Source organism: Arthrobacter tecti (assembly GCF_054511355.1).
The window spans coordinates 106,952-130,487 of sequence record NZ_JBTNCT010000003.1; the positions used below are offsets into that span (position 1 = coordinate 106,952).

23 protein-coding genes, 1 tRNA gene and 1 riboswitch are annotated in these 23,536 nt (G+C 63.5%); of the genes, 11 read left to right on the forward strand and 13 right to left on the reverse strand.

Annotation, left to right across the window (positions count from 1 at the left end; genetic code table 11):
• Positions 1-102: 102 nt before the first annotated feature.
• The 8 genes from ACX80C_RS05190 to ACX80C_RS05225 form a co-directional block, all read right to left on the reverse strand.
• The gene (locus ACX80C_RS05190; protein ID WP_459325200.1) at positions 103-1,086 is read right to left on the reverse strand and encodes a hypothetical protein; all 984 of its coding nucleotides are present in this window, start codon (positions 1,084-1,086) and stop codon (positions 103-105) included.
• Between the two features lie 82 nt (positions 1,087-1,168).
• Positions 1,169-2,947: a helicase HerA-like domain-containing protein gene (locus ACX80C_RS05195; RefSeq protein WP_459325201.1), complete on the reverse strand. Its 1,779-nt coding sequence runs from the start codon at positions 2,945-2,947 to the stop codon at positions 1,169-1,171.
• A gap of 177 nt (positions 2,948-3,124) precedes the next feature.
• Positions 3,125-4,426 (reverse strand): ABC transporter ATP-binding protein, encoded by a 1,302-nt coding sequence (locus tag ACX80C_RS05200; protein ID WP_459325202.1) that lies wholly within the window; start codon positions 4,424-4,426, stop codon positions 3,125-3,127.
• A 36-nt stretch (positions 4,427-4,462) separates the two neighbouring features.
• Complete coding sequence (locus ACX80C_RS05205; RefSeq protein WP_459325204.1) at positions 4,463-5,308, reverse strand: carbohydrate ABC transporter permease; 846 nt, start codon at positions 5,306-5,308, stop codon at positions 4,463-4,465.
• Complete coding sequence (locus tag ACX80C_RS05210) at positions 5,305-6,243, reverse strand: carbohydrate ABC transporter permease (protein WP_459325475.1); 939 nt, start codon at positions 6,241-6,243, stop codon at positions 5,305-5,307. The genes ACX80C_RS05205 and ACX80C_RS05210 overlap by 4 nt, the downstream gene beginning before the upstream one ends.
• Positions 6,244-6,272: 29 nt before the next feature.
• A complete protein-coding gene (locus ACX80C_RS05215) occupies positions 6,273-7,580 on the reverse strand; it encodes an extracellular solute-binding protein (RefSeq protein ID WP_459325205.1) in 1,308 nt (435 codons plus the stop codon).
• Between the two features lie 255 nt (positions 7,581-7,835).
• Positions 7,836-8,264, reverse strand: coding sequence for an aspartate 1-decarboxylase (gene panD / locus ACX80C_RS05220; protein WP_459325206.1), 429 nt, complete (start codon positions 8,262-8,264; stop codon positions 7,836-7,838).
• A gap of 163 nt (positions 8,265-8,427) precedes the next feature.
• Positions 8,428-9,288, reverse strand: a complete 861-nt coding sequence (locus ACX80C_RS05225; RefSeq protein ID WP_459325207.1) for a LysR substrate-binding domain-containing protein — start codon at positions 9,286-9,288, stop codon at positions 8,428-8,430.
• A gap of 138 nt (positions 9,289-9,426) precedes the next feature.
• Here ACX80C_RS05225 and ACX80C_RS05230 point away from each other — a divergent pair, with 138 nt between their 5' ends.
• Together ACX80C_RS05230 and ACX80C_RS05235 are read left to right on the forward strand one after the other, a co-directional pair.
• The gene (locus ACX80C_RS05230) at positions 9,427-10,785 is read left to right on the forward strand and encodes an MFS transporter (protein ID WP_459325208.1); all 1,359 of its coding nucleotides are present in this window, start codon (positions 9,427-9,429) and stop codon (positions 10,783-10,785) included.
• A 150-nt stretch (positions 10,786-10,935) separates the two neighbouring features.
• Positions 10,936-11,277 carry a YnfA family protein gene (locus tag ACX80C_RS05235; RefSeq protein WP_459325209.1) on the forward strand — a complete coding sequence of 114 codons (342 nt, stop codon included), beginning with the start codon at positions 10,936-10,938 and terminating at the stop codon, positions 11,275-11,277.
• A gap of 25 nt (positions 11,278-11,302) precedes the next feature.
• Here ACX80C_RS05235 and ACX80C_RS05240 read toward each other — a convergent pair.
• From ACX80C_RS05240 to ACX80C_RS05250, 3 genes are all read right to left on the reverse strand, one after another.
• Positions 11,303-11,376: transfer RNA gene (locus ACX80C_RS05240), tRNA-Gly, on the reverse strand.
• Between the two features lie 82 nt (positions 11,377-11,458).
• Entirely contained in the window at positions 11,459-11,752 is a 294-nt protein-coding gene (locus ACX80C_RS05245) for a protealysin inhibitor emfourin (protein WP_459325210.1), read from the reverse strand.
• On the reverse strand, positions 11,749-12,789 hold the full coding sequence (locus tag ACX80C_RS05250; protein ID WP_459325476.1) for a M4 family metallopeptidase: 1,041 nt from the start codon (positions 12,787-12,789) through the stop codon (positions 11,749-11,751). The genes ACX80C_RS05245 and ACX80C_RS05250 overlap by 4 nt, the downstream gene beginning before the upstream one ends.
• 115 nt (positions 12,790-12,904) lie before the next feature.
• Between ACX80C_RS05250 and kynA the strand changes: the two genes are divergently transcribed.
• Together kynA and dcd are read left to right on the forward strand one after the other, a co-directional pair.
• Positions 12,905-13,759, forward strand: coding sequence for a tryptophan 2,3-dioxygenase (gene kynA, locus ACX80C_RS05255; RefSeq protein WP_459325211.1), 855 nt, complete (start codon positions 12,905-12,907; stop codon positions 13,757-13,759).
• Positions 13,760-13,780: 21 nt separating this feature from the next.
• Positions 13,781-14,401 (forward strand): dCTP deaminase, encoded by a 621-nt coding sequence (gene dcd / locus ACX80C_RS05260; protein ID WP_459325212.1) that lies wholly within the window; start codon positions 13,781-13,783, stop codon positions 14,399-14,401.
• Positions 14,402-14,513: 112 nt separating this feature from the next.
• On the opposite strand, the gene ACX80C_RS05265 is transcribed toward dcd, so the two are convergent.
• Positions 14,514-15,863: an MFS transporter gene (locus ACX80C_RS05265; RefSeq protein ID WP_459325213.1), complete on the reverse strand. Its 1,350-nt coding sequence runs from the start codon at positions 15,861-15,863 to the stop codon at positions 14,514-14,516.
• A 180-nt stretch (positions 15,864-16,043) separates the two neighbouring features.
• Between ACX80C_RS05265 and ACX80C_RS05270 the strand changes: the two genes are divergently transcribed.
• From ACX80C_RS05270 to mnhG, 6 genes are read left to right on the forward strand one after another with little or no spacing between them, the layout of a single operon-like run.
• Positions 16,044-19,043, forward strand: a complete 3,000-nt coding sequence (locus ACX80C_RS05270) for a Na+/H+ antiporter subunit A (RefSeq protein ID WP_459325478.1) — start codon at positions 16,044-16,046, stop codon at positions 19,041-19,043.
• A complete protein-coding gene (locus ACX80C_RS05275; protein WP_459325214.1) occupies positions 19,040-19,522 on the forward strand; it encodes a Na(+)/H(+) antiporter subunit C in 483 nt (160 codons plus the stop codon). The genes ACX80C_RS05270 and ACX80C_RS05275 overlap by 4 nt, the downstream gene beginning before the upstream one ends.
• Positions 19,519-21,147, forward strand: coding sequence for a Na+/H+ antiporter subunit D (locus ACX80C_RS05280; protein ID WP_459325215.1), 1,629 nt, complete (start codon positions 19,519-19,521; stop codon positions 21,145-21,147). The genes ACX80C_RS05275 and ACX80C_RS05280 overlap by 4 nt, the downstream gene beginning before the upstream one ends.
• Complete coding sequence (locus tag ACX80C_RS05285) at positions 21,144-21,713, forward strand: Na+/H+ antiporter subunit E (protein ID WP_459325217.1); 570 nt, start codon at positions 21,144-21,146, stop codon at positions 21,711-21,713. The genes ACX80C_RS05280 and ACX80C_RS05285 overlap by 4 nt, the downstream gene beginning before the upstream one ends.
• Entirely contained in the window at positions 21,710-21,967 is a 258-nt protein-coding gene (locus ACX80C_RS05290; RefSeq protein WP_459325218.1) for a monovalent cation/H+ antiporter complex subunit F, read from the forward strand. The genes ACX80C_RS05285 and ACX80C_RS05290 overlap by 4 nt, the downstream gene beginning before the upstream one ends.
• A 5-nt stretch (positions 21,968-21,972) precedes the next feature.
• Positions 21,973-22,356, forward strand: a complete 384-nt coding sequence (gene mnhG, locus ACX80C_RS05295) for a monovalent cation/H(+) antiporter subunit G (protein WP_459325219.1) — start codon at positions 21,973-21,975, stop codon at positions 22,354-22,356.
• 6 nt (positions 22,357-22,362) lie between these two features.
• Here mnhG and ACX80C_RS05300 read toward each other — a convergent pair whose 3' ends face one another.
• On the reverse strand, positions 22,363-22,623 hold the full coding sequence (locus ACX80C_RS05300) for a DUF4235 domain-containing protein (protein ID WP_459325221.1): 261 nt from the start codon (positions 22,621-22,623) through the stop codon (positions 22,363-22,365).
• Between the two features lie 132 nt (positions 22,624-22,755).
• Positions 22,756-22,869, forward strand: a riboswitch (TPP riboswitch).
• Between the two features lie 52 nt (positions 22,870-22,921).
• On the opposite strand from ACX80C_RS05300, the gene ACX80C_RS05305 reads away from it, so the two are divergent.
• The gene (locus tag ACX80C_RS05305; RefSeq protein ID WP_459325222.1) at positions 22,922-23,536 is read left to right on the forward strand and encodes an ECF transporter S component; all 615 of its coding nucleotides are present in this window, start codon (positions 22,922-22,924) and stop codon (positions 23,534-23,536) included.

Sequence of the window (23,536 nt, forward strand, 5' to 3'; positions counted from 1 at the left end):
CGCTGAACGTGAGCAACCTGGACAGGAGCCGGTCCAACTTGGGCCCAAGTGAGGGAAATTCCGCTCACCGGCGTCTGGTTTGCTCCATGTGCGCGATCGCGGCTAGTACTCCACAACCGGCGTGACGACGATTTCCTCGTCAGTCACCGCGAGGCGTGCAGTGAACTCGAAGTCCTGCGGCACGCTGATTGGTTCGATGGCTCCCGTGAAGAGATCCTGCAGGCTCGTTTCCAACAGAACCGTGCCCCGCAGCGTGGAGATGACCCAGTTGCCGTTGTACGGCTCGATGCCGGCTGCGGGGTATTCCGCGATGGACCAGTTGATCGGCGCGGCAACCCGGTTCTCGGTCTGGAAGCCGAACGGGCAATTGGTCGGCTGGAAAACCGCCTGTTCCGCACAGGAGTCGAGGAAGCTCTTCAGCTGTGCGTTGACCGCTTCTACCAGCGCGGGCGTAGCCTCGGTTGCCAGGTTCAGGCTCACGGCACCTTGTTGCCGGTTCGTCACGGCAACCGTCTGGGCCGGCGCGGCGAAGTACTCGCTGGTGTAATGGGCTTCGACTCCGGCCGGATAGAACACCGCGAACTGGCTTCGGCCTTCCGGCACCACTACCCGGGTTCCGTTGAGCGTCGCCTCGTTCGCATTGATGACGGACACCTCAAGCGTGGGCAACGCTGCCGGCACAAACTCCCACCGGTTGAAGAACAGCCACTCCGTGCCGGTCTTCTCGAGCAGGTACGAGGACGTGTGCTCCGTGTCCCGGATGGTGTAGGTGACGTCGACCTGCATGCGGTTCTCGCCCGAACGCTGCGGATCGCCGACCTCGACATTCTCCATCCCGTCCACTGAACGCTGGAGCGCCGGCCCGTCGAGAAGAGCCGCATTGGCATCCGGAACCGTGGCGTTGAGGAGCCCCAGCGCCCGCTCTCCGTCACCCTCCCGGAGTGCCTCCAGATAGCTCTCCACCTGCTGGTGCGGCCCGAACACGTGGGTGTTCACGAGGATCACCGTTGCGATTGCCGCGACCACCGCGAGCATGAGCCCAAGCAGCCAGGCAGCCAGGACTCGTATCACGCGGGAAGAATGCACCCTCTTACGTTACCCAATGGGGGTACTGGTTCTACTAACGGCGCTTAGCACCGTGACGCCGCGCCGCCGGCGCCAGCCCAAACTACCAACGACGACGGCGCCGCTTGCGTTGGGTGCCGAACAGCCCGCGTACGAGTTCCACGCCGATCGTGCCCGCGACCTTCAGGGCAGCATCCACCATCTCGCGATTTTCCTGGCGCTGCTGGCCGCTGGGAGGAACCGGCGGCTGTGTCCCGGTGCGCTGAACCTGACCCTCGCCGGAGTGGGAGCGTTGCGGGGCCGAGTCGCCGCGCGGCTCCGTGGGAGGCCGCATACTGGGGCGTCCGAGAATTTCTTCCTCGATCCGCCTCGCCTCGGCGTCGATCTCCGCCTGCGACGGGACGCGACGCCCGGCGGGAGCCGGGGGCCGGGGACCTTGCTCCGAACCGGCACCCTCGTCTGTTCCGGCGCGCTCGTCTGTTCCGGCACGCGGGGCCGGCGTCGTCGTCGTTCGCGGCACCGGTCCGCTGTCCGGCGACCCGGAGAGCTTTTCGTAGGCTGAGTGACTGTCGATCGGTGTTCCGTACTCGGCGAGCAGCGGAGAGGCGGCCACAATCCCCTCGACCACGCCGGCCGGCGATGGTCCCATTGTGGACGTCGGGGAGAACATGCGCGTCCAGGCTACGGGCGTCGGGGCACCGTTCTCGTTCATCACCGTGACTACCGCTTCGCCGATGCCCGCTGAGGTCAGGACTTCCTCGAGGTCGTACGGGCTCGTGGGGAACGTCGACACTGTGGACTTGAGTGCTTTCGCGTCATCAGGCGTGAAGGCACGCAGCGCATGCTGGACCCGGTTCGCCAGCTGTCCCAGCACCTCCGCCGGAACGTCGCGCGGCGTCTGGGTGACGAAGAAGATCCCCACGCCCTTCGAACGGATGAGCCGGACGGTTGTCTGGATGGACTGCAGGAACGCCTTCGACGCCCCGTTGAAGAGCAGATGCGCCTCATCGAGGAAGAAGACCAGCTTCGGTTTCTCAGTGTCGCCAACCTCCGGTAAATCGGCGAAGAGATCGGCGACCAGCCACATCAGGAAGGTCGAGAACAACTGCGGTTTCTGCTGGAGGGTGGGCAGTTCGAGACAGTTGATGACGCCGCGCCCCTCGATGTCGGTGCGGAGCAGGTCGTCCGTATCGAACTCCGGTTCACCGAAGAACCGGTCCATTCCCTGTGCCTCGAGCGTGATGAGCTCGCGCAGGATGACGCCGGCCGTGGCCTTCGACAGTCCGCCGAGTTCCTGTAGCGCAGTCTTGCCCTCGTCGGATATGAGGAACCCGATGACCGCGCGCAGATCCGCCAGGTTGAACAGTTCCAAGCCAGCCCGGTCCGCATAGTGGAATACCAGTTGCAGGCTGGATTCCTGGGTTTCGTTCAGGTCCAGGACACGCGCCAGCAGCAGCGGTCCGAAGTCCGTGATGGTCGCTCGAATGGGCACACCCACACCGTCACCGCCGAGGGAGAAGTACTCCACCGGAAAGCTTGCCGGTTCCCACTTCTGGCCGACCGACGTCGTGCGCTTGCCAAGCTTCTCGGACGGGGTCCCGGGCGTAGAGAGTCCGGTGAGGTCTCCCTTTATATCGGCCAGGAAGACCGGAACACCCTGCGCGCTGAGCTGCTCGGCCATAACCTGCAGGGTGATGGTCTTACCGGTGCCGGTTGCGCCCGATACCAGCCCGTGCCGGTTCATCATCGCGAGCGGCAACCGCACGGCCGCGCCCTGATGCAGTTCGCCTCCCACCAGCGCCGCACCCAACTGGATAGAGGGTCCCTCGAAGGTGTAACCCGCAGTTATCCGTGCCGCATGATCCGCATCGTTGCCCGCCATTGTCACAGCGTACACACGTAGTTCCAAGGGCGTCTGGAACTACAAACAAACGACGACGCCGGCACCCAGGTTGGGTGCCGGCGTCGTCGTAGTCTCGGGGCTGGCTTAGCGCTCCGCGTTCCTAGCGCTTCGGAACTTCCCCACACTCGCTGCGCTCGTGCGGGTACCCCGCGTTCCTCAGCTGGCGGCGGCGTGGCTCCCGCCGCCGCCAGCGCTGTTGCCGGCGCGGGCCTCGTCGTCGGCCGCTCGAGCGTTCGCGATCTCCTCAGCCCGTTCCTCATTGGCCTCGGCGGTCAGCGCGGCGCCCGCTTCGGCGTCCCGCGTGAGGTTTTCACCGGTTTCAGCATCGAAGAGGTGGAGCTTGCGGGTGTCCACCCAGATCTCCGACTCCCGTCCGCCACGGATACGGCTTGCGGCGTCGAGCGTGACCACCACCTGGGGCCTGAGCTCGTCGGCATCCATCTCGCGTGCAAGGTTGTTGAGGAGCTCCCGGACCTCGGGCGCCGGGTCGAAATTGATGTACCCGTACTGCTCGTTGCCGAGCCACTCGGTGTGGGTAAGCGTGGCGGTGAAGGTGGATCCGTGCGGCTTCTTCGCATCATCCACGAGTTTCGCGTCCTCGAAGAACTCCGGCCTGACGCCCACCAGGACCACCTTGCGGCCCTCAGCCTTCACAGCGCGATCCTCGGGAATGTCCAGTTCGCCGAGGGACGTCTGCAGCTTCCCGTTCTCGATCGTCGCGGGGAGGAAGTTCATCGAAGGCGATCCGATGAACCCGGCAACAAACAGGTTCACCGGCTGTTCGTAGAGTTCCCGCGGCGAGGCGATCTGCTGGAGCTCGCCCTTCTTCAGGACAGCAACCCGATCGCCAAGGGTCATGGCCTCGGTCTGGTCGTGAGTGACGTAAACCGAGGTGGTGCCCAGGCGGCGCTGCATCTGCGAGATCTCCGAACGCATCTGCCCGCGAAGTTTTGCATCCAGGTTGGAAAGCGGCTCGTCGAAGAGGAAAGCGTCCGCCTGCCGCACAATCGCCCGGCCCATCGCCACGCGCTGCCGCTGGCCGCCGGATAGGTTGGCGGGTTTCCGCTGCAGGTGATCGGTCAGCTCCAGTGTGGCAGCGGCCTCCGTGACGAGCTTGTTCACCTGGTCCTCGCTGTGCTTGCCTTTCGCGAGGCGCAACGGGAACGCGATGTTCTCGAACACTGTCAAATGCGGGTACAGCGCATAGTTCTGGAACACCATGGCCAGGTTGCGGTCACGTGGTGCCTTGGAGTTGACCCGCTCCTCATTGATGTAGAGGTCGCCGGAGGTGATGTCCTCCAGGCCTACGATCATGCGCAGCAGGGTGGACTTTCCGCAGCCGGACGGGCCGACCAGGATGATGAACTCGCCGTCCTCAATGTCGATACTGATGTCATTGACGGCAGGGAAACCGTCACCGTACTTCTTGACGAGGTTCTTCAGCGTTATCGAAGCCATGTTCTTCTGGTCCTCTTCCTTCAGTTTTTTCGGGTCTCAGCCCTTGACTGCGCCCTGGGTAAGGCCTGAAACGATCTGCCGCTGGAAGAGCAACACCAGCAGCACAACCGGGATGGTCACAATGATTGCCGCCGCCGAGATGGCGCCGGTAGGAGACTCGAACTGCGAGGCTCCAGTGAAGAACGCCAGCGCCGCAGGAACCGGCCGGGCAGCTTCTGTGGACGTCAGCGAAATGCCGTACACGAAGTCGTTCCAGGCGATGAAGAAGGCGATGATCGCCGTCGTAAATACGCCCGGTGCGGCAAGCGGCACGATTGCCTTCCGGAACGCCTGCCAGGTGGTTGCGCCGTCAACCTGGGCGGCTTGCTCGAGTTCCCACGGGATCTGGCGGAAGAACGCTGCCAGCGTCCAGATGGAGATCGGCAGGGTCAGCGACAGGTACGGAATGATCAGGCCGATCCACGTGTCATACAGCCCGATGTTGCGCCACAGGTTGAACAGCGGAGTCACGATGGAGATGACCGGGAAGATCGACACGGCCAGCGCCGTCGTCAGGATGACTTTTTTGCCGGGAAATTCGAGCCGCGCAATCGCGTAGGCGCACAGGGTGGCCAGTATGACGGCGATGGCCGTTGCGATGAGGGAGATACCAATCGAGTTCCAGAGCGCGGTGAGGAACAGTTCCTGTGCGTCACCGACCAGGATCTGCTCGTAATTGTCCAGCGTGGCAGCGCCGGGGGAGGGGAGGAAGTTGCCGTTGGTGAGGTCGCCCGCCGATTTGAACGAGGTGGCGAAGATCGATGCCACAGGGAAGAGCGCGTAGATCAGAACCGCAATGGAGATGATTGTCCACCAGAGCTTTTCGCGGCCGGTCGATTTCATCGCTTTCCTCCTGTCGTTCCGGCGAGGTCAACCTTGAACACCTTGATCGCTACGAAGCTGATCAAGAGCACGCAGACGAAGAGCAGAACCGAAACCGCTGAACCGAGGCCTATTTCCAACCTGGTGATGGACGTCCGATAGGCGAGTAACGAGAGCACTTCTGTACCGTATTGGCCGTTGGTCATGATGAAAACGTTGTCGAATATTCGGAACGCGTCCAGGGCCCTGAACAGGACAGCGACCATGATCGCCGCCTTCATGTTCGGGATGATGACCTTGCGCATCTGCTCCCACCATGTGGCGCCGTCCACCTTGGCGGCTTCCGTCAGTTCATCCGGAACCTGTGCGAGGCCAGCCAGCAGAAGGAGCGAGATGAACGGAGTCGTCTTCCAGATCTCGGAGGCCATGATCACCGGTAGCGCGGTGCTCGCCTGGGCGAACCAATTAAGGTCCTGGTCAATCCCGGGGACCCAGTCGAACCAGCTATTCACATAGCCGGAGCTGATGTCGAACGCATAGAACCATGCGTAAGCCGAGACCACGGTGATGATGCCGTAGGGCACCAGGATGGCGGTCCGCAGCCAGCCGCGCACTGCCTTGAGTGCCCGGTGCATCACCAGTGCCAGTGCGAACCCGAGCACGAGTTCGACGGCGACAGTCACGATGGTGATCAGCACGGTGGTCCAGAGGTCGCGCCACCACACAGGGTCGCTGAGGATCGTCACATAGTTCTGCAGGAAGATGAATTCGCGCTCATCAGGTGCCGTCAGGCGGAACGCGTAGAGCGAATCGAAGAATGCCTGCATGATCGGGTACAGGGTGACCGCGAGCATGATTATGAATGCCGGCCCAGCAAGCATCCAACCCAGGCGGCGTTCCGCCCTGGCGCGGTCGCTGTAGTCGTTGTTGCGGTTGTTTTTGCCGTTGGCTTTCATCGCCTTCGGGTTCTTGGTGATCGTGCTGGTCACAGCAGTCTCTCCCCTCTCAGCACAGCGGTGATGAACTCCGCCGATTCCTCCGGTGTGGTTTCCGGATCCACCTCATCGGGCGGAGTCCAGGTTTGCTGCAGGCCGCTGGAGATCTCGTTGTAGAAGGGGGTCTGCGGACGGGGTGCTGCGATCTCGAGCGATTCGCGGATGGTCTCAGCCATGGGGAACTGTTCTGCGATCTGCGGATCCTCGTATGCCTCCGAGTTCGAGGGCGGGTTTCCGTTGGTGAGGAAATACTCCGTCTGGTTCTCGGGCTGCACGATGCACTCGATTGCCTGGTACGCCAGTTCGGGATTGTCACTTCCCGCACCGACTCCGAGGTTGATCCCACCCAGCGGCGGGGCTGTCTCCTGATCCTCGGACACCCGCGGATACAGGGCCCAGCCGATGTCGTCCAGGACCGACTGGTCCAGTGTGCCGTCCTCGACAGCTCCCTGTGTTGCCGGCCAGACGAACGGATAGTTGACCATGAAGGATCCGCTCTCGCCCTGGAAGAGGGTCAGCGACGTATTCTCCGTGGACGTCGCGAGGCCTGGGCCGCCAAGGCCCTCGTCGCCGATGGTTCCGACGATGCGTGCCGCCTCGCGGCCGGCGTCGCTCACCAGGCCAAGCTCGATCTCATCAGCCTCCGCTTCAGGGTTCTCGAGGATGGTGCCGCCCGCCGATTCGATCAACGAGTTGATCCAGACCGTCATTGACTCCGCCTGCGAGCCCTGCACACCCAATTCCACATCCTGTGCGGCAGCAACTTCCATCAGCTGATCCCAGGTCACAGGCTGCGACATGTCCAGTCCTGCTTCCTCGGCAACGGACTCCCGGTACCAGAGGATCTGCGTGTTGGCCCAGAACGGTACGGTGACCAGCTCGTCTTCGTACATCGCACCCTGCAGTGCGCCCTCGAGGGTGTTCTCCGTGGTGGCCTGAGCCGTTTCCTCGGGAACGGGCGCTAGGAACGTTGCCAGCTCGGGTACGAACGGCGGGTCGATGCTCATGATGTCCAGCGAGTCATCGCCGGCCGCGAGCCTGCGCGCCAACTGTTCGCGCTGCGCTGCGGCGTCGTTCGGAAGGAGGGACGTTTCGATCCGGTATTCGCCGTTGGCCTGCTCTGTGCAGAGCTGGGCAATCGCAGCCTGCCCGCCGGCGTCGGGATTGATATACCAGGTGAGCGTCGGGACACCGGAATTCGCTGGTCCGCAACCGCTCAGCAGGAGCGAAGTGAGCCCCAGCGATGCCGCTGCAACCGCGCCCGGCCGCCTCCTGGTCCGGTTCTTTTCCTGCCTCATACCCTTGCGGGCCCCGCGATTTCCCGGCATACGTACCTCGCCTCCACATCGAGCCTTGCCAGCCTGCGGCCCTGGGACTGATGCAGTCGCTGGGACCGGAAGCATACTTGTCTTCCTGACCATATGCCTTGAGTGGACAATTCGCTAGGACGCGGTTGGCGCGTCTGGGGAGCCTTCACCGGGAGGCATTAACGAATACAAGCGGGTCCGCATTGGGTACGGATCCGCTTGTACAGGGAGGAGCTTGTGTGAGGGCTAGAGAAGCGCTGAGTTATTCAGCGCGAATGGTGGACGCTCAAGGCCTTCGGTGAGGCCCTCAGCGGGATCATTGCCGAGTTCGATGATCCGGTTGTTTGAATCCACGTGCACGATCGTGGGGGTGTACGCGTGTGCCTCTTCGGTGGTCATGGCAGCGTAGGTGATCAGGATGACCGTGTCACCCTGATGGACCAGATGGGCGGCCGGCCCGTTGATGCCGAGGACGCCCGAGCCGCGCTCACCCGCGATGGTGTACGTTTCCAACCGTGCGCCATTGGTTACATCCACAATCGAGACCATCTCGCCGGGCAGGATATCCGCTGCCTCAAGCAGGTCCAGGTCAACGGTTACTGAACCCACGTAGTGCAGATCTGCGTGGGTGACCGTTGCGCGGTGGATCTTCGACTTGAACATCGTGCGATTCATCAGCGTCCAGTCTACGCTCGCCCCTTCCGTGCTGCCATGTGGGGTTGAGCACGTTGCTCACTCCTGGCGCGTCGGATCAACGGATTCGTTGACTCTGCGCCCACTGGGTTGGGTGGACCCACCGTCGTTTGGGGTCAGGCAACGGTTCCGTTGCTGCCATGCATTACGCGTCCGGTGCCTTTCGCAGGGCCCGGCCGAGGATCGCCGAGCTCAGCGCCTCGACCAGCTCCTGGTTCGCCAGCGGGTTGCTGAGCAGCGTGAAATCGACGTCGCCGAGCGTCGGGAGGTCAAACCGGTTGGTGACCTGCACCAGATCCTCGGGGATGAGTGATTGCGGAAAGACCGCCAGCCCGATTCCCGCCCGTGCAGCAGCGAGGACCCCGTTGATTTCGCGGGTGTTGCAGGTGATGCGCCAGGTTCTGCCCGCCTGCTCCAGCGCATCGATTGCCATCTGGCGGCTCAGGCTCGGCGCCTGGTAGGCGATCAAGGGGACCGGGGCGCCGTCGTCGAGCGTTGTTTTTCCGTGGCCGGCCCAGACGAGGCGGTCGCGCTGAACAAGGGTGCCTTCGCCCGTGCCGGTCATGTACTTGATGAAAATGAGGTCAAGCTGCCCGGCCCGCAGCCTGCGCAGAAGGGGAGGGCTCTGGGAAACGGTGAGCTCGAGGTTGATCTGTGGATAGAGCTGCCGGAAGTGGCGGAGGATGCGGGGGAGTTGCGTGATGGCGAGGTCATCGGCCACGCCGAAACGCAGCCGCCCGCGCATTGCTGAGCCGGAGAAATAGCTGAGTGCCTGTTCCTGCGCAGCGAGGATGGTCCGTGCGAAACCTGCCATGGCATCGCCGTTATCGGTAAGGCGAACCTCACGGGTGTCGCGGGCAATCAGCATTCGTCCGGCCGCCTTCTCCAGTTTGCGCACATGCTGGCTGACGGTCGGCTGGCTGAGGCCCAGTTGGGCTGCCGCGCCGGTGAAGCTCTGGGTTTCAGCGACGGCGAGGAAGGTCTTGAGCTGCAGGGAATCGAACACTTACTGTCCTTCGAAGGAGTCATTACGTTCCTCAATAGTACTTATAGGCTCAATAAGCTTCGTGAATGTCCACGTTGATGGCTAGCGTAGAAGGTGCATCTCAATCAGGTAACAGTCCCATCAATTCAGGAAGACACCTTGGCACCCCCACCCCCCTCCGCGCCCGCCGGAGATCCCACACTGACCGCCCCGATCCCCGTAACCACACAGCGCCCAGCCTGGCGCGACACCTTCATCTCCCTACGAATCCCCAACTTCCGTCTCTTTGCAATCTCCCACCTGGTTGCCGTCGTCGCACTCTGGATGCAGCGCATCGCCCAGGACTGGATGGTCCTGCAGCTCTCGGGTTCCGTCACGGCCGTTGGTATAACCGTGGCTCTGCAGTTCGCTCCCATGCTCCTGCTCGGGCCTTGGGGTGGCGTGGTCGCGGACCGCTACTCGAAGCGGACGCTCCTCATGATCACCCAGAGCGTGGCAGCCCTGATGGCAACGGCAATGGCCGTTCTGGCACTGACCGGCCTGATCCAGGTGTGGCACGTTTACGTCATCGCCTTTGTGATCGGCCTCGTCACCGTCGTCGATGCTCCGGCCAGACAGGTCTTCGTCAACGACCTCGTTGGTCCCACCTACCTGCGCAACGCGATCAGCTTGAACTCCTCGGTCTTCCAGCTCGGTGCCATGGTTGGACCTGCCGTCAGCGGCATCCTCATCGTGGCTGTCGGCGGCGGCTGGGCGTTCGCCATCAATGCGCTTGCCTGCACTTATACCGTGTTCACGCTCTACCGACTCCGCACTGACCAGCTGAACACCACGGCGCCTGCCCCACGAACCAAGGGGCAACTCCGGCAGGGCGCCCGCTATCTGGTCAGCAAGCCGCCTATCTTCTGGTGCACGGTCGCCGCCGGGTTCGTGGCCATTTTCGCGCTGAGCACGCCGGTACTCATGGCTGCCTTCGCTGACAATGTGTTCCATTCAGGCGCTGGAGGTTACGGGCTGCTCAACACGGCGCTGGCAACCGGAGCGCTGGTGGGCGCACTCGCCTCCACCCGGCGCACACAACTTCGGCTGCGCGGCGTGCTGGGCGGTATGACGGCCTTCGGCGGATTCATGGCACTGGCTGCGTACGTTCCGAACCAGTTCGCCTTCACCGTGCTGATGTTCTTCGCCGGAGTCGGAAGTCTCTGGTTCGTCACCGGCGCCAACCAGTTGGTCCAGGTTTCCACGAACGTGGCGATCAGGGGCCGGGTGATGAGCCTCTACATGATGGTCCTGATCGGAGGACAGGCCGTGGGCGGACCGATGATCGGCTGGCTGGCCGAGAACATCGGGGCGCAGACCACCCTGCTCATCGCGGGAGGCGTGCCTGTGCTCGCAGCGGGGGCTATCGCCGTCGTGCTTGCCCGGCGCGGTCAACTCACGGTTCGCTTCCGGTGGACTCCGGCACCACACGAACGACGCCGGCTGGTTGCAATCGTGCCGAAGGTACAGGTCGGTTAGTTCGGGCCCATTCCTGCACGGTTGATGGGATATCCCGTCGAACCCGGATTCTCAATGGGAATGTCCGGACTATCGGTAGCCGCTGAATTCGATGGGATATCCCACCGGCGTTGTCGCTGGGATATCCCATTGCCGCGTACGGTGAGCTGCATGAGTGTGCTCCTGGTTGTGGTTCTGTTCGCCGTTGCCGCGCTGGCCGAGATTGGTGGCGCCTGGCTCATCTGGCAGAGCATCCGCGAGGGCCAGCCGTGGTGGTGGGCGGGACTCGGCGTCATGGCCCTCGGCGCGTACGGTTTCGTGGCTACGCTGCAACCCGATGCGAATTTCGGCCGCATTCTCGCAGCCTACGGCGGCGTGTTCGTCGTGGGTTCCCTGGTCTGGGGGATGGTGCTCGACGGCTTCCGACCCGACCGCTGGGACGTGATCGGCTGCGCCATCTGCGTGGCGGGTGTTGCGGTGATCATGTTCGGGCCGCGCTCGGGAGTTGAGTGAGTGCCTGAGCTGATGCAAATAACCGTGGAGCGGGCGACGGGAATCGAACCCGCGTATCGAGCTTGGGAAGCTAGCGCTCTACCATTGAGCTACGCCCGCACAGCGGCCTGAACCGCTCCATAAACACTACAACATCCCAACGGCGCCGATGCTCCATGACCGGCCAAACGGCAGGCCGCTACTACTCGTCGTCTCGCGAGCTCCCGCCCTGTGGCCCTGCAGCGGATTCATCCTTGGCGCGCTCAACCAACTCCTTCCACGGCCCCTGAACGGCACTCTCGGTCACGGTGACTTCCCGGTACCCAACGCTGATCCGGTACACGTAGCGGTCGCGTTGGGCATCATCGTTGGTGTGCTCCACCTGGTCCAGCAGCGGCAGCCACCGCTCCTGCGCTTCGTCACTGCTCACCTCAACGCTCCAGGTTCGGGTGATGCCCGCAAAACCGCCGGAACGCGAGACCACAATCCGGGTCACAGCACGCCCACCTCCCGCCATGCGTAACCCACAGCCTCAGCTTCGGATGAACCCTCGCCGTAGCGCTGCACCGCGGCGTCGACCGTTACCCGCGCGAACAGCGCGAAATCACAGTCCACGGGCACTTGTCCCCCGGTCGCGGCGTCGTACCAGACCTGTCCAACGCCTTCCCACGCGCGCCCGCCGAGCCGCGTCGCGGCGATGTAGAAAGCGTGGTTCGGAATGCCGGAGTTGATGTGCACGCCACCGTTGTCCGACGTCGTCTCCACGTAATCGGCCATCGTGCCGGGCTGGGGATCCTTGCCCAGCACGTCGTCGTCGTACGCTGTGCCCGGCGCCTTGAGCGAGCGGAGCGCGCGGCCCTGCACCTTGTCCGTGAAAATCCCTTCGCCCACCAGCCAGCTCGCGGCATCAGCCGATTGCCCCAGCTCACGCTGCTCCACCAGTACACCGAAGACATCCGAGATGGACTCGTTCAACGCCCCGGCCTGGCCCTGGTACCGCAGGTTCGACGTGTACTGGGTGAACCCGTGCGTCAGCTCGTGGCTGATCACGGTGATCGAGGAGGTGAAGCGGCCAAACACCTCACCGTCGCCGTCCCCAAAGACCATGCGGGAGCCGTCCCAGAACGCATTGTCGTATGCCTCGCCGTAGTGCACGGTGGCGTTGAGCGGATGCCCGGCGTCGTCGATTGAGGACCTGCCATACACCTCGCCGAAGAGGTTGTACATGGCACCCAAGCCGGAGTAGGCCTCGTCCACCGCGACATCGCCGGTGGGTGGATCCCCCTCCCGCCGCACAGCCTCGCCGGGCAGCGTCTGGGTGCCGCCGGCGTCGGAAATAGTGCGGCGGAGGGCGAGGACGACGGCGGTGCCCGCTCCGCGCGAAGGCTCAGTGGGTGCGGCCGCACGGGCGGCACGCAACGGATCGAGCTGTACCAGTGCCCGCCGCGCCGCAGCAGCCGCCGCCTGATGGTCGGGATCTTCCAGGCTTGCGAGCCTGGCCAGCAAATACGGTGGAACGATGCTGCAGTGCATGTGCTGTGGTTCTGTTCGGCCCATACGTCCTCCTGAGGTTGGGTCAAACGTAGTGGCCGCCACTGACGGTTTCAATGGACCCCGCTGAACCTGCCGGGTCGCTACGCTGATAACCATGAGCGTCGAACGGAATACCAGAGAACTCGAAGAGGGCATCGAGAAGGATTTCTCAGGGAGAATGACCTACGGCTCCTACCTGGCGCTCGATCAACTGCTCAGCGCGCAGCATCCCGTGAGCCGGCCCGAACACCACGACGAGATGCTGTTCATCATCCAGCACCAGACCTCCGAGCTATGGTTGAAACTGGTGCTGCACGAGCTGGGTGCCGTGCGGAAGCGCCTGCGGGAAGATGATCTGCGGGCAGCGATGAAGGGCATCGCCCGGATCAAGCACATCCAGCGCTCCCTGACCGAGCAGTGGTCCGTGCTGGCGACGTTGACGCCGTCGGAATACGCCGAGTTCCGCGGCGCACTGCAGGCGGCCAGCGGTTTCCAGTCCTACCAGTACCGTGCGGTGGAGTTCCTGCTCGGTAACAAGAACGCCGGGATGCTGCAGGTGTTCGAGAGCGATCCCCAGGCACTGGAGCTCCTGTCCGGTCTGCTGGGCGAGACGAGCATCTACGACGAGTTCATCCGCTACCTGCACCGCCGCGGATACGCCGTTCCGGCCGAACTGCTGCACCGAGACGTCACACAGGCCCACGAGTTCAACCCCGGCCTGGTCCAGGTGTACAAGCTGGTGTACGAGCACGCCGCCGAGCACTGGGACGTCTACGAGGCATGCGAAGAACTGGTGGACCTGGAGGACAACTTCCAGCTCTGGCGGTTCCGTCATCTCAAAACCGTTGAGCGCACCATCGGCCACAAGAGCGGCACGGGCGGCTCCTCCGGCGTCGGATTCCTGCAGCGGGCGCTGGAGCTGACCTTCTTCCCGGAGTTGTTCGCCGTAAGAACGGAGATCGGGAAGTAGCCGGTGCGGTATTTTTAGACGGTGCTGATCTCCGACCGTGACATCCGAACCGAAATTGCCAACCGGCGCATCGCGCTCGATCCGTTCGATCCCGAGATGGTCCAGCCCTCGAGCGTGGACGTGCGCATCGACCGGTTTTTCCGCCTATTCGACAATCACAAGTACGCACACATCGACCCTGCGGAGGACCAGCCGGAGCTGACCAGGCTGGTTGAGGTCGCCCCGGACGAGCCGTTCATCCTGCACCCGGGAGAGTTTGTCCTCGGATCCACCTATGAGCAGGTGACACTTCCCGACGACGTCGCCGCCCGCCTCGAGGGCAAATCCTCCCTTGGGCGGCTCGGCCTGCTGACCCACTCCACCGCCGGTTTCATCGACCCCGGGTTCTCCGGACACGTCACGCTTGAGCTTTCCAACATGGCAACCCTGCCCATCAAGCTGTGGCCGGGGTCAAAGATCGGGCAGCTCTGCTTCTTCAAGCTGACCTCTCCCGCTGAGCACTCCTACGGTACGGGTGCGTACGGCAACCGCTACCAGGGGCAGCGCGGCCCGACGGCGTCGCGGAGCCACCTGAACTTCCACCGGACCTCCATCCGCGACGAGGCCGGCGCCGAAGTGCCTGCGTCAGTGCCCCACGCGTAAATCCCTCACGTTCCGCCGCCACTGTGGGGGAGCAATCTGGACAAAGGTGAGGAGCATTTCCCTCACCTCAGTCCACTTTGCTCCCGGGCCAGTCCAGCTTGCTCCCGTGTAGTCAGGGCGCGGGTACGACGGCGGGAGCCACCTTCGCGGGCGGCTTCACCGGCAGCAGCACCAGTAGTCCGGCCAACAGCACCACGAGGATGCCGATAATGCCGAAGCGCTGCTCACCGTAAATGCCGATGAAGAGCGAGAACAGGGCGGGCGCGAGGAAGCTGACGGCCCGGCCGGTGGTTGCGTAGAGCCCGAACATCTCGCCCTCCTCGCCCCGCGGGGAGAGCCGGGCGAGGTATGCCCGGGAGGACGCCTGCGCAGGGCCGACGAACAGGGTCAGCATCAACCCGAACACCCAGAACGTCGTGTCGCCGGTCCACTGGACGCCGAAGACCCCGTAGGTCGATGCGCCCAGCACCATGACGGCAGTCCCGGCGATGAGCAGCCCGATCAGCGAAACGATGATGACCAGCTTGGGCCCGACGCGGTCGTCGAAGAACCCGCCGATCACCGCACCGATGGCGGCGATCACATTCCCCACGATGGCGAACAGGATCACCTCGCTGAGTTCAAACCCGAATGTCCCGGCAGCGATGATCCCACCGAAGGTGAAGACCGCAGCCAGGCCGTCACGGAAGATCGCACTTGCGAGCAGAAAGAAGATGGTGTGCGGGCTGGTCCGGTAAATCGCCTTGATGCGGCGGAAGAGCAGCTCATAGGAGGCGAGGAACCCGAGCTTGTCCGCACGCTCCTGGCGGGGAATCTCGGGCACCGCAAACATGACCGGAAGCGCGAAAGCCAGGAACCAAAGCGCCGAGAACACAGCAACCAGGCGGATGTTCAGGCCGTCGGCCGTGTTCGATCCGAACCAGTCAACCACCGGCTGCACAAACGCGATCAGCACGATGATCAGCGCAACGATCCCGCCGACGTAACCCATTGCCCAACCGAATCCACTGATTCGCCCGACGCTGTGCGGTGTGGAGATCTGGGCGAGCATGGCGTTGTAGTTGACCCCGGCAAACTCGAAGAAGATGTTTGCGGCCGCGATGAGGGCAACGCCGAAGATAAGCAGCTCGGGCCTCGGAAAGACAAAGAAGCACATCGCGGTCAGGAGCGCGACGACGAGGCTGTTGACTCCCAGCCAAAGCTTCCGGCGGCCTCCGACGTCGGAGCGTTGTCCGGTCACGGGAGCAAGCAAGGCAATCAGCAGGCCGGCAACCGCAAGACCCCAGCCCAGCACTTCGGATGCGTAGGTCTCGCCGCCGAAGGCATCAGAGGTCAGGTACACGGTGAAGACGAAGGTGGTCATCACCGCGTTGAACGCGGCCGATCCCCAATCCCATGATGCCCAGGCAAGCACGGGCTTGGTGAGAAGACGTGCGGTGGGCTTTCGCGATGCCGTGCTCATAGGCTGCATGCTATCTGCTGAAGGCGTACAACAGGTTGAGATCCGGCTTTATTCCCCGTACCCACCTCATCTGCGATGGGCTGAACGGGCCGGGGCACAGCGTATTCCCCGGGTAGAATGGACACAAGCCCTTGACCGTCAGCTGACCGTCTCGTCTTGAAGAGAGATCAGGAGATCATCGTGCTCATCGTACTCGTCGCGTTGTTTGCGATGGCTATGATCGCGCCCCTGATATTCCGCCGGCTGGGCCGCTCGGCGTTCTACATCCTGGCCGCAGTGCCGGCCGCCGGATTCGCCTGGCTCATCGCCACCTTCCCTAATTACACGGCCGAAGGCCAAACTGCCGCCAACGGCCACCCCAACGCGCCGCCGTCCGTCGTCGTTCCCTGGATTCCGCAGCTGCAATTGGAACTGGCCTTTCGGATGGACGCCCTGTCCGCTGTACTCAGCATCCTCGTCCTCGGTGTCGGCGCGCTGGTCCTTTTCTACTGCGCGCGCTACTTCAAGCAGGATGAACCGAACATCGGCCCGTTCGGCGCGCAACTGCTTGCCTTTGCCGGCGCCATGTTTGGCCTGGTCATCGCCGACGACCTCATCCTGCTCTTCATCTTCTGGGAACTGACCACCGTGCTGTCCTACCTGCTGATCGGGTACTCAAGGCACCGTCTGGCCGCCAGGCGGGCAGCACTGCAGGCCCTGATCGTGACAACCCTCGGCGGGCTGACCATGCTGGTGGGGCTCATCCTGCTGGGCCAGTCTGCGGGAACCTACCGGCTCTCGGACATCCTTGCCCGCGCGGAGACGCTCACCGGAACGGCTGTGGATGTCGCGATCGTGCTGATCCTGGTCGGTGCCGTGTCCAAGTCCGCGCTCGTGCCGTTCCACTTCTGGCTGCCCGGAGCCATGGCGGCGCCCACCCCGGTCAGCGCCTATTTGCACGCCGCGGCCATGGTCAAGGCCGGCATCTACCTGATTGCCCGTCTCGCGCCCGGATTCTCGGACAGCACGGTGTGGTTCGTCCTCGTGATGACACTGGGGCTTGCCACCATGATCCTCGGCGGCTGGCGGGCGCTGCGCCAACATGACCTCAAGCTGCTGCTCGCCTACGGGACCGTGAGTCAGTTGGGCTTCCTGGCCATGGTGGTAGGGCTCGGCGGGCAGGACGGTGCTCTGGCCGGCCTTGGCCTCCTGCTTGCCCACGGTTTCTTCAAGGCCACCCTGTTCCTGGTGGTCGGCATCATTGACCACCAGTCCGGCACCCGCGACATCCGCGGGCTGTCCGGGCTCGCCAGGTCAGCCCCCGTACTCGCCGTCGTCGCTGCCATTGCCGCAGCATCAATGGCCGGCATTCCACCGCTGCTTGGCTTCGTGGCCAAGGAATCGGTACTCGAAGCGTTCGTTCATCGGGCTGAGGAAGGCCCGGCGGGTGTTGTCCTGCTGGTCGGCATTGTGCTCGGTTCCATCCTGACCTTCGCCTACAGTGCGCGCTTCGTGTGGGGAGGCTTCGGCGCCAAAGGCGGCGAGCCTACGCCGTTCAAGCGGGTTGAGCCGTCCTTCCTGTTCGCGCCCGCACTGCTTGCCCTCGCATCGTTGGTCTTCGGGCTCTGGCCCGCCCTGCTTGATGCAGCGATCCAGCCGTACCTCACCACCTTCCCGCCGGGGGAGCAGACGCCGCACCTGCTGCTCTGGCACGGCCTGAGCCCGGCACTGTTCCTCTCGCTCGGGACCATCGCCGGCGGCACCGCCCTGTTCCTGCTGCGTGAACGGTTCGAAGCAGTACAGCTTCGGCTCGCCCGGAAGACCGACGCGGAGAAGACCTACAAGGACGTCATCGGCGTGCTTGATGATGTCGCGGTGTGGATCACGGGCCGCACCCAGCGTGGTTCGCTGGCGTTCTACCTGTTCGTCATCCTGTCCATGGCGATCGTCACGCCGCTCTCGGCACTGATCTTCTTCGACGCGCCGGTGCCCGATAAGTGGCACCTGGCCGACTCGCCTGCCCAGGCCATTGCCGGCGTCGTTATTATTCTCGGTGCCTTCGCCGCACTCCGCGCGACCAAGCGGTTCATGGCCGTCATCATGGTTGGGCTGACCGGCTACGGGATCGCCCTGATCTTCGCAATGCAGGGCGCACCGGATCTCGCGCTGACCCAGTTGCTCGTCGAGACCATTGTGATGGTCGCTTTCGTCCTCGCGCTGCGCTCCCTGCCGGCGCGGCTCTGGCAGCGCGAGCCCGGGCGGAAGTACCGGGTCCTGCGGGCTGTGCTCGGGATCTCGTTCGGCCTGGTGATGGCGGCAATTGCGATGTCGGCGATGGCCTCCCGCGTTGCCGAGCCCATTTCCCTGAGTTACCCGCAGTTGGCGTACGACGACGGCGGCGGCGCGAACATTGTCAACGTCACCCTGGTGGACATCCGGGCCTGGGACACCTTCGGGGAGATCAGCGTCCTGGCCATTGCCGCGACGGGCGTTGCCAGTCTAATTTTCGTGCGCGGACGCAGCGACGGGCGGGTGCGCGCGAACAACATCGAGACCGGTTCGGTGGACCGGAACCAGGAACCGATCGCCGAGTACGGCCGGGAGGCGGCCGCGCTTGAGCTGGCCAAGAAGTTCGCGACGTCGGCCAGGGACGCCTGGCTGGTCGCGGGCCGGACACTGGCGCCTGAACGCCGCTCCATCATTTTCGAAGTGGTCACACGGTTGCTGTTCCATTCTGTGATCATCTTCTCGATCTACCTGCTGCTGGCAGGTCACAACCTGCCCGGTGGAGGCTTCGCCGGCGGGTTGATGGCCGGGCTCGCGCTCACCATCCGGTACCTGGCCGGCGGACGGTTCGAATTGGCCGAGGCCACGCCGATCAGTGCCGGACTCCTGCTCGGTGCGGGGCTGGCAACAGCGTCCCTGACGGCGATTGTTCCGGTCTTCCTGGGCGGCGAGGTGTTCCAGAGCGCGATCATCGAGACAACCTGGCCGGTCTTCGGCGACATCAAGTTCGTGACCTCCACCATTTTCGACATTGGTGTGTACATGGTGGTGGTGGGGCTGGTGCTGGACGTTCTGCGCAGCCTTGGATCCGAGATTGACGAGCGCAGCGAAGGCAAGAACGAAACCAGGCCGGTAGGCATCGACGCGCTCAAGGAAGAACAGCGCTCCGAGCCGGGAGAAGAGGTGGTCCGGTGAGCGTCAACATCACCCTGCTGGTGGTCATGGCAGCACTCTTCGCAGCAGGCATCTACCTGCTGCTCGAGCGCAGCCTCACCCGGGTACTGCTCGGGCTGATCCTGCTGGCGAACGGTGCCAACATGCTGCTGCTCTCCGCGGGGGGATTCGCTGGGGAAGCGCCGCTGTACGCCGCTGATATTCCGGCAGAGGAATACAATGACCCGCTACCGCAGGCCCTCATCCTGACCTCGATCGTGATCTCCTTCGCGGTCACGGCGTTTATGCTCGGCATCATCTACCGGTCCTGGGTCCTCGGCCGCCAGGACGAAGTACAGGACGACATCGAAGACCGGCGCGTTGCATCCCAGAGCAGCTTCGATGCTGAGGATGACGCCGAGGTCCCCCTGGAAACCACAGAATTCACGCCGGTCGAAGAAGCAGAGGAAGCGCCCGGCGCGCAGAGGCACCTGACCACGAGCACCGAGGAGGAGCGATGAACATAGCCAACCTCGCGCCGCTCGCGGTGGTCCTGCCGTTCCTCGGTGCGGCGCTTGCCTTCGTGCTTATCCGTCACTCCCGTTCACAGCGGGCCGTCAGCATCACCACGCTCAGCGTCACTCTGCTGATTGAAGTATTCCTTTTGGTGAATACCAGCACTCAGGGCACCACCGCGGTGTTCGTGGGGAACTGGGCCGCGCCGTTCGGTATCACTATGGTCGTGGACCAGTTCTCAGCCCTGATGCTTGTGGTGTCCTCCGCGGTGAGCCTGGCGGTCCTTATCTATGCGACGGGTCAGGGCATGACCGATGGGGACGAAGACGGTCCCATTTCGATTTTTCACCCGACATATCTGATTCTGGTCGCGGGTGTTTCCAATGCCTTCCTTGCCGGGGACCTGTTCAACCTGTACGTCGGGTTCGAGATCCTTCTGACCGCGAGCTACGTCCTCATGACCCTTGGCGGCACCACCCCGCGCATTCGCGCGGGGGTGACGTACGTCGTCGTCAGCGTGGTCTCCTCGATGCTGTTCCTGATCAGCATCGGCATGATCTATGCCGCGACGGGCACCATCAACATGGCGGACCTTTCGCTGAAACTGGCGGACATCGACCACGGCACCCAAATGATCCTGCACCTGATGCTGCTGGTCGCGTTCGGCATCAAGGCCGCGGTGTTCCCGTTGTCCTTCTGGCTGCCCGACTCCTACCCAACGGCGCCTGCACCGGTGACTGCGGTGTTCGCCGGACTGCTGACGAAGGTGGGCGTCTATGCGATGGTCCGCACCGAGACGTTGCTGTTCCCCGGTGACCGGATCAACACGCTGCTGATGGTGGTTGCGCTCCTGACTATGGTTGTGGGCATTCTTGGTGCCCTCGCGCAGTCGGATATCAAACGTATGCTTTCCTTCACCCTGGTGAGCCACATCGGGTACATGGTGTTCGGCCTGGCCGTGTCCACCGTGATCGGACTCGGGGCGGCGGTATATTACGTCGCGCATCACATCACCGTGCAGACCAGCCTCTTCCTCGTCACGGGGCTCATCGAGCGCCGCGGCGGAACCGCCAACATGGACAGGCTTGGTGGCCTCGCGAAGATTTCACCGCTGCTCGCGCTGCTGTTCTTCATTCCGGGCATGAACCTGGCCGGAATACCGCCTTTCTCGGGCTTCCTCGGCAAACTCGGCCTGCTGCAGGCCGGCGTCGAACTCGGAACGCCAATTGCGTACGTACTTGTCGGGGCGGGCGTCCTCACCAGCCTGATCACACTGCTGGCCATCGCACGGGTATGGAACCGTGCCTTCTGGCGCAGGCCGGAGGACGCCACCCACCCCGATCCGATCCTCCTCGTGAAAAAGGAGGACGGCTCAGCGATCAGGACATCCAGCCGAGTCACGGCCCACAGCACCGGCCGGTTCGCAGGCCGCAAGCCGGTACACCTCCTGCCGCGCACCATGGTGGGTCCGACGATCGGGCTGGTTGCCTTGGGCGTTGCTCTGACGGTGCTGGCCGGACCGCTGTTCACGCTCAGTGACCAGGCAGCGCAGCAGATGCTGGAACGCACGCCCTACATCGACGCCGTCCTGGGCGAGGGAGCAATGGAAGAAGCCGAGGCGACGCCATGATCCGCCAACGAATACCTCTGCGCGTTGAGCTTCCCCTACTGATCTGGCTGGTCCTGGTCTGGGGCGCGCTGTGGCAGGACTTCAGCCTGGGCAACCTGGTCTTCGGAGCGATCATCGCGTTTGCCGTGGCGAATCTGCTTTACCTGCCTCCGGTGGAGCTGAGCGGCCGGTTCAACCTCTTCTACGCTGCGGGTTTCGCGGGACGGTTCCTGTACCAACTGGTGGTTGCCAGCTTCCAGGTGTTCTGGCTGGCACTCACCAAGGGTCCGCGCCTCAAGAACGCGGTAGTGGCGGTACGGCTACGCAGCCCCTCGGATTTGCTGGTGACGGCAACCGGACACGCGATCTCGCTCATTCCCGGCTCGCTGGTGGTGGAGGTGGACCGATCGACCTCCACTCTCTACCTGCACTGTCTGAATGTGGTCACGGCCGAAGACGCCGAGGAGATCCGCCGGAACGTCCAACGGACCGAAGAGTGGCTGATCCGCGTCATGGGATCCCGTGAGGATCTCGCGAACCTGCGCGCGGGTGGTCTGCCCGTCAGTGACGGAAGGGAGCACTCGTGAGTGTTGTGGTCGGCATCATCGCCGTCATACTCGGCGTTGCAGCGCTGTGCGCCATCTACCGGGCGGCCGTGGGCCCGTCGATCCTCGACAGGGTGCTCGCCGTCGATGTTCTCCTGGCGATTGTGGGCGGTGCGCTGGCTGTCGACATGGTGTTCAACCGCCATACGGACAACCTGGTGCTTCTCGTGGCGATCTCGATCATTGGATTCATCGCCTCAGTGACTGTGGCACGGTTCGTCACGGACAGGAAGTGACGCAGATGGACACGTTGCTCAACGTCATCACTGCCATCCTGCTGCTGGGAGGGGCACTAATGTCCTTGGCCGCCGCCGTCGGGCTGTTGCGTTTTCCGGATTTGATGAGCCGCATGCATGCCGCGACCAAGCCGCAGGTGCTGGGCTTGCTGCTCTTTTTGCTGGCCGTCGCCGTGGAACTGCGCAGTTTGGCGCTGGTTCCCGTACTGATTGTGTGCTGGATCTTCCAGCTTCTGACCGCGCCCGTTTCTGCCCACATGGTGGGGCGCGCCGGCTACCGGACCAAGCACCTGCGAAAGGACCTGCTCAGCATGGACGAACTCGACGAGGTGGTTGAACGCGCGGCCACCCGGCGTCGGGAAGGGAACGGTGCGCCGCCGGGGGACTGACGCCTTCTAGGTCAGGTGGCGGGTGCGCTGGTAGCGGTGGATCGCTTTTTGCGTGGTGCGGTTGGTCAGTACGCGGATCGTGGTGCTGACCGCACCTGAGATCACGGCGAAGACCAGCGCCGAACGAAGACTGTTCTCCAGCCCTTCCTTGTCCTTGGGCGGCTCGTTTCCGGTGACGCGCTTCCAGATGAGGTCGACCAACTGGGTGCCGATGAGCCCGGAGACAATTCCCAGCCCTACGCCCATCAGTTTGAAGATCGAATTCATGGTGCCCTCCTTCAGTAGGCTTACCTTCTGTAACTAAGCCTACTGGCAGGGACCCGCGTCGAGCGAAGCGACCCTTCGGGACCAACGCCGCACCCGTGAACCCTGGTCCGGGTGTAATGTTGGTATCGCTCAAAACAACGACAGGGGAGCGCCGCCACTTGTGGTGGGCGCTGAGAGTGCGGAACACCGCAGACCCTCGAACCTGATCCGGCTAGTACCGGCGAAGGGAGTCGAGTTCTCAGGGCTGCCGGCGGCTTGCCGGGATGCCTTCCCCTCCTGTACTCAGGAGGATTCACCCATGACTACTGCACAGTCATCGAAATCATCATCAACATCCCGCCGGCGCTACGAGTGGCGCGTCGTGGACATCGTCGTCGCCTCAGTGATTGCGGTTGCGGTCGGCGTCGTGTTCTTCGCGTGGTCCGCCGGTTACAGCGGTATTTCCGCCCTGACCCTTGCGTATCCGCCGCTTAATGGGTTGTATTCGGGCGGCTGGCTGATTGCGGGCGTGCTCGGCGGCCTCATCATCCGCAAGCCGGGAGCGGCGATCTACTGCGAGGTTGTCGCCGCTGCGGTTTCTGCCCTGATCGGTACCCAGTTTGGTGTTGCCGTGCTCTTGTCCGGACTCATCCAGGGCATCGGCGCGGAGCTGATTTTCGCACTCTTCCTATACAAGCGGTGGAACATCGGGGTGGCTCTGCTGGCCGGGCTGAGCGCGGGTCTCTTCCTCGCAGTGAGCGAGAACATCATGTACAACGCCGTCTGGACGCTGGATCACAAGCTCATGTACGGGGTCTTCGCCGCCATTTCCGGTGTGGTCCTTGCCGGCTTGCTCCCCTGGCTCGCCACACGCGGCCTCGCGAAGACCGGCGTGCTTTCGTCCTTCGCTTCCGGCCGGACAGCCGACGTCTAA

Coding starts and splice junctions, on each gene's coding strand:
- panD (WP_459325206.1), bottom strand. CDS start 8,264: ATGAATCGCACGATGTTCAAGTCGAAGATCCACCGCGCAACGGTCACC.
- ACX80C_RS05265 (WP_459325213.1), bottom strand. CDS start 15,863: ATGAGCACGGCATCGCGAAAGCCCACCGCACGTCTTCTCACCAAGCCC.
- ACX80C_RS05250 (WP_459325476.1), bottom strand. CDS start 12,789: ATGCACTGCAGCATCGTTCCACCGTATTTGCTGGCCAGGCTCGCAAGC.
- ACX80C_RS05235 (WP_459325209.1), top strand. CDS start 10,936: ATGAGTGTGCTCCTGGTTGTGGTTCTGTTCGCCGTTGCCGCGCTGGCC.
- ACX80C_RS05305 (WP_459325222.1), top strand. CDS start 22,922: ATGACTACTGCACAGTCATCGAAATCATCATCAACATCCCGCCGGCGC.
- kynA (WP_459325211.1), top strand. CDS start 12,905: ATGAGCGTCGAACGGAATACCAGAGAACTCGAAGAGGGCATCGAGAAG.
- ACX80C_RS05285 (WP_459325217.1), top strand. CDS start 21,144: ATGATCCGCCAACGAATACCTCTGCGCGTTGAGCTTCCCCTACTGATC.
- mnhG (WP_459325219.1), top strand. CDS start 21,973: ATGGACACGTTGCTCAACGTCATCACTGCCATCCTGCTGCTGGGAGGG.
- ACX80C_RS05280 (WP_459325215.1), top strand. CDS start 19,519: ATGAACATAGCCAACCTCGCGCCGCTCGCGGTGGTCCTGCCGTTCCTC.
- ACX80C_RS05300 (WP_459325221.1), bottom strand. CDS start 22,623: ATGAATTCGATCTTCAAACTGATGGGCGTAGGGCTGGGAATTGTCTCC.
- ACX80C_RS05200 (WP_459325202.1), bottom strand. CDS start 4,426: ATGGCTTCGATAACGCTGAAGAACCTCGTCAAGAAGTACGGTGACGGT.
- ACX80C_RS05205 (WP_459325204.1), bottom strand. CDS start 5,308: ATGAAATCGACCGGCCGCGAAAAGCTCTGGTGGACAATCATCTCCATT.
- ACX80C_RS05210 (WP_459325475.1), bottom strand. CDS start 6,243: ATGAAAGCCAACGGCAAAAACAACCGCAACAACGACTACAGCGACCGC.
- ACX80C_RS05195 (WP_459325201.1), bottom strand. CDS start 2,947: ATGGCGGGCAACGATGCGGATCATGCGGCACGGATAACTGCGGGTTAC.
- ACX80C_RS05215 (WP_459325205.1), bottom strand. CDS start 7,580: ATGAGGCAGGAAAAGAACCGGACCAGGAGGCGGCCGGGCGCGGTTGCA.